Source organism: Saccharomonospora halophila 8, from assembly GCF_000383775.1.
GTDB lineage: Bacteria > Actinomycetota > Actinomycetes > Mycobacteriales > Pseudonocardiaceae > Saccharomonospora > Saccharomonospora halophila.
In genome coordinates, this window is sequence record NZ_KB912573.1 from 73,811 (window position 1) to 78,011 (window position 4,201).

The 4,201-nt window shown below is 72.3% G+C and carries 4 protein-coding genes; 3 read left to right on the forward strand and 1 reads right to left on the reverse strand.

The genetic code is table 11. The features are described from left to right. From brxD to SACHA_RS0116745, 3 genes are all read left to right on the forward strand, one after another. On the forward strand, positions 1 to 885 hold an 885-nt coding region (gene brxD, locus SACHA_RS22725; protein WP_019811610.1), incomplete at its 5' end, for a BREX system ATP-binding protein BrxD. Continuing rightward, positions 882 to 3,014 (forward strand): DEAD/DEAH box helicase, encoded by a 2,133-nt coding sequence (locus SACHA_RS0116740; RefSeq protein WP_019811612.1) that lies wholly within the window; start codon positions 882 to 884, stop codon positions 3,012 to 3,014. The genes brxD and SACHA_RS0116740, both read left to right, overlap by 4 nt. 204 nt (positions 3,015 to 3,218) lie before the next feature. Beyond that, positions 3,219 to 3,857: a lytic polysaccharide monooxygenase auxiliary activity family 9 protein gene (locus SACHA_RS0116745; protein ID WP_028663273.1), complete on the forward strand. Its 639-nt coding sequence runs from the start codon at positions 3,219 to 3,221 to the stop codon at positions 3,855 to 3,857. A gap of 97 nt (positions 3,858 to 3,954) precedes the next feature. On the opposite strand, the gene SACHA_RS22730 is transcribed toward SACHA_RS0116745, so the two are convergent. Next, the coding region (locus SACHA_RS22730) for an SbtR family transcriptional regulator (protein ID WP_019811618.1) at positions 3,955 to 4,201 on the reverse strand (247 nt) is incomplete at its 5' end.

Genomic DNA, 4,201 nt, shown 5'->3' on the forward strand with positions numbered 1-4,201 from the left:
ACCCCCGCGTTCGCCGCCGCCCTGCGCGGCTACCGCACGGCACTGGCCGACGGCGACAACGCCACCGCCGAGGCGCTGATCGCCTGGCTCGGCGGGCAGAAGTCCGTGGCCGCCTCCGCTCGTCGCGCCGCCGGAGTGCGGGGCGACCTCGACCACTTCGCCGCCCTCGGCTTCCTGCAGGGCCTACTCACCGTACTGCGTGACTGTGGACACCCCGGCCTGCTGCTGGTGCTGGACGAGACCGAGACGCTGCAACGGGTGCGCGGCGACGTCCGGGAGAAGGGCCTCAACGCGCTGCGCCAGTTCATCGACGAGATCGACACCGGCCGCTTCCCCGGCCTGTTCCTCGTGCTCACCGGCACACCCGCGTTCTTCGACGGTCAGCAGGGCGTGCAACGGCTGCCCCCGCTCGCGCAGCGCCTGGCGACGGACTTCTCCACCGACGCGAAGTTCGACTCGCCCCGCGCGGTGCAGCTGCGGCTGCCCGGCTTCGACCTCGACCGGCTCGTCGGACTGGGGCGCAAGACCCGCGACCTCTACATCGGGCTCGCCCGCAACCCGGAGCGGGTGCAGGCCGTGGTCGACGACGACTACCTCGCCACCTTCGCCCGCGCCCTCACCGGCGAACTCGGCGGCAAGGTCGGCGTCGCGCCGCGGGTGTTCCTGCGCAAGCTCGTCGCCGACGTGCTCGACCGGGTGGACGACTTCGCCGAGTTCGACCCGCGCCGCGACTACGCCCTCACCGTCACCGACAACGAACTCACCGCCGAGGAACGCAACGCCGCCGCCCGGCCGAGCCGGGCCGAGGACACCGCCCGGCCGGACGGGGCCGACGACAATTCCCCCGCGCGGGCCGCCGACGACATCGAGCTGGACCTGCCGTGACCGAGGCGCTGCAGCGGCTGCACCCGGCACTGGTGCACCACATGGTGAACACGCTGGGGTGGCGGTCGCTGCGGCCGCTGCAGGACGCCGCCGTCGGCCCGGTGCTCGACGGGAACGACGCCCTGCTGCTCGCGCCCACCGCGGGCGGCAAGACCGAGGCCGCGTGCTTCCCCGTGCTCTCGGCGATGGAACAGCAGCACTGGGACGGGCTGTCGGTGCTGTACGTGTGCCCGCTGAAGGCGCTGCTGAACAATCTGCTGCCCCGGTTGGAGAGCTACGCCGCCTGGCTGGGCAGACGGGTGGCGTTGTGGCACGGCGACGTGCCCGCCTCCGCCCGACGCCGCATCCTGCGCGAACCGCCGGACATCCTGCTCACCACGCCCGAGTCGATCGAATCCATGCTGGTCAGCGCGAACGTGGAGCACGGGCGGTTGTTCGCCGGGCTGCGCGCGATCGTGGTGGACGAGGTGCACGCCTTCGCCGGGGACGACCGGGGCTGGCACCTGCTGGCCGTGCTGGAACGCCTCACCCGCGTGACCGGGTGGCCCGTCCAGCGCATCGGCCTGTCCGCCACCGTCGGCAACCCCGACCAGCTGCTCGGCTGGCTCCAGGGTTCCGGTGTGGAGTCCCGCCCCGCCACCGTCGTCGCCCCCGACCTCTCGCGACCGGCCTCCGTCGACACCGGTGCGGCGACCGCCCCGCCCGCCGGGGACGTCGAACTGGACTACGTCGGCTCGGTTGCCAACGCCGCCACCGTGCTGTCCACACTGCACCGGGGTGAGAAGCGACTGGTGTTCTGCGACTCCCGCACGCTCGTCGAGGAACTCGGCGCCGCCCTACGTGAACGCGGCGTGACGACGTTCCTCTCGCACGCGTCCCTGTCCCTGGACGAGCGACACCGCGCCGAGCAGGCGTTCTCCGAGGCGCGCGACTGCGTCATCGTGGCGACCTCCACCCTGGAGCTCGGCGTTGACGTCGGTGACCTGGACCGGGTCATTCAGATCAACGCCCCGACCACCGTGGCGTCGTTCCTGCAACGGCTCGGCCGCACGGGCCGGCGCGCGGGCAGCGAACGCAACTGCCTGTTCCTCGCGCTGCGCAGGGACGACCTGTTGTGGGCGGCGGCGCTGCTGCGGCTGTGGGGCAGCGGATACGTCGAACCGATCACCGCCCCGCCCGAGCCCCGGCACATCGTCGCCCAGCAGGTCCTCGCGCTCGCCCTGCAGGAGAACACCATCGGCCGGCACACCTGGTCCGAGGAGTGGAACGGGCTCGCGCCGTTCGACCGGAGTGCCGAGCCGGTCGTGCGGCACCTGGTCGACGACGGCTTCCTCGACCGGGACGGCGAACAGCTGTTCATCGGTCCCGAGGCGGAACACCGCTTCGGACACCGGCACTTCATGGACATGACCGGGGTGTTCCTCGCACCGCCCCAGTTCACCGTCCTCGCCGGGCGGCGGGAGGTCGGCCGCACCGACCCGGGACTGCTCACGGAGAAGGTCGACGGGCCGCGCGTCCTGCTGCTCGGCGGGCGCAGCTGGAAGGTCACCTGGATCGACTGGAAGCGCCGCCGCTGCTTCGTCGAGGAGGTCGACGGCGGCGGGCGTGCCCGCTGGCTCACCCCGGGTATCGACGGCGCGAGCCATGCCCTGACCCGCGCGGCCCGGGACGTGCTGCTCGGCGACGACCCGCCGGTGAAGCGCACCCGGCGGGCCGAACAGGTCCTCGCCGAACTGCGCGACGAGCGGCTGCCGACCGTGCACCCGGGCGGCACGATGCTCACCCGCCGCTCCGACGGTGACGTGCGCTGGTGGACCTGGGCGGGCCTGCGGGCCAACGCCACCCTGGCCGCCACCCTGGGCAGCGTGGCCGACGGGAAGCAGCGCTTCGACGACGTGTCCGTGCGGCTGCGCACCGACCTGGACCGGGACCTGTGGCACACGGCCACCGCCGACGCCGTTGAACGCCTCTGCCTGCCGGCCGTCGACGAACGCGCCGTGGCGGGGCTGAAGTTCAACGAGGCCCTGCCGCCGCGCCTGGCCGAAGCCACCCTCGCCGCCCGCCTGGCCGACCTCGACACGGCCGCGCAGGTACTCGCCGAGCCGGTGCGCTTCGGCGAGCTCGGATGACCACCGGGAAGTCGGCCCGGTGGCCCGTCCCGTGCTGTTGTTCGGCGTGAGCATCACTGTTCCGGGTGGAATTTGGGAGTGTCTCGGGGTCGCTCCCGCAGGTCCTCACCACGCGTCCCTAACGTCGCCAGCACGGAATGCGTTCCGTCCCGTCTCGAACCGGGCCGTCCGTGTCCGGTGGGTGTGGGGAAAGGAGACCAAGCTTTGCGAAAGACGTGCGCGCTGGTGGCGGTGGTGATCGTGGCGCTGGCCGGGACGGTGGGGACGGCGTCGGCGCACGGAAGCGTCACCGACCCGCCGTCGCGGGTGTACGGCTGCTACGAGCGCTGGGGCGAGGACCACCTGTCGGCTGAGATGGCCGAGCGGGACCCGATGTGTCATCAGGCGTGGCAGGCCGATCCGAAGGCGATGTGGAACTGGAACGGTCTGTACCGCAACGGCGTCGATGGTGAGCACCGCGGCGCGATCCCGGACGGGCAGTTGTGCAGCGGTGGCCGGACCCAGGACGGCCGCTACGCCGCCTTCGACGCGGTCGGCGAGTGGAAGGCCGCCGAGCGGGACAACACCTTCTCCGTCACCGTCCGCGACGGCGCCCGGCACGGTGCCGACTACTACCGCGTCTACATCACCCGGCCGGGCTTCGACCCCACGATCCACCCGCTGACGTGGAAGGACCTGCGCGTCGTCCGCGAGGTCGGCCCCGTCGGGAAGGTGGAGAACTTCACCTTCGAGGTGAACGCGGGCGAGCGCACCGGCCGCCACATCGTCTACACGATCTGGAAGGCCGCCCACATGGACCAGACCTACTACCTCTGCAGCGACGTCCGCTTCACGGGCGAGTGACCGAGGTGGTCACCCCGGGTGGTGTCGTGAAGGGCACCTTCCCTGCGTCTGGCGCAGCGAGGGGCACATTCACTGCGCCACCTGCAGGGAAAGCCCTTCACGACACACCCAACGGGGGGCCGCCGGTCAGGCCGGTGAGGGTGACGTCCAGGCAGCGGGTCACCTGGTCGGGTGGGGTGTCGAGTTCGATGAGGCGGGCCAGCGCCGTCAGCAGGCACAGGACGTCGTCGGCGGTGACCTCGCCGCGCAGTGCGCCTTCGGCGTGGGCGGCGGCGACCAGGTCCTCCACCAGGGGGCGCAGGGAGCGGTCGCAGGCCGAGAGGCGGCCGGCCTCCGTGGTGGCC